Source organism: Micromonospora sp. ZG13 (genome assembly GCF_059359355.1).
In genome coordinates, this window is sequence record NZ_JCADBQ010000056.1 from 1 (window position 1) to 596 (window position 596).

Here is a 596-nt window from a genome sequence, read left to right on the forward strand (position 1 = left end):
ACGCTCTGCGGCCCGATCTCCAGGAACGTGTCCACCCCGGCGGCCCTCAGGGCGGTCACCCCGTCGGCGTACCGGACGGCCTCCCGCACGTGCCGCACCCAGTACTCGGCCGTGCGGATCTCGTCGGCATCGGCCAGCGCACCCGTCACGTTCGACACGACCGGCAGCAACGGCGCCGAGAACGTCAACCCGTCGAGGACCGCACGGAACTCGGCCAGCATCGGCTCCATCAACGGACTGTGGAACGCGTGGCTCACGGTCAACCGGCGAGTGCGGGTGCCTCGCTCGCGCCAGACCCGCTCCACCTCGTCGAGCGCGCCAACGGCACCGGACACCACCACGGACGTCGGACCGTTGACGGCGGCGATGCCGACGCGGTCGGTCAGCCCGGCGATCGACTCCGCCACGGCTGCCTCGTCCGCCGCCACGGCCAGCATGCCGCCACCGGCCGGCAGCGCCTGCATCAACCGACCCCGCGCCGCCACCAGCGCACACGCATCCGCCAGCGACAGCACCCCCGCCACGTGCGCGGCGGTCACCTCACCGATCGAGTGACCGGCCAGCATGTCCGGCACGACCCCGAACGACTCCACCAG

At 72.7% G+C, this 596-nt stretch carries 1 protein-coding gene; it reads right to left on the reverse strand.

Going from position 1 to position 596, the window contains the following annotated elements:
- Nucleotides 1–596 (reverse strand): acyltransferase domain-containing protein (locus tag AC5L34_RS29520; protein ID WP_494827934.1); only part of this gene is annotated, 596 nt, incomplete at both ends.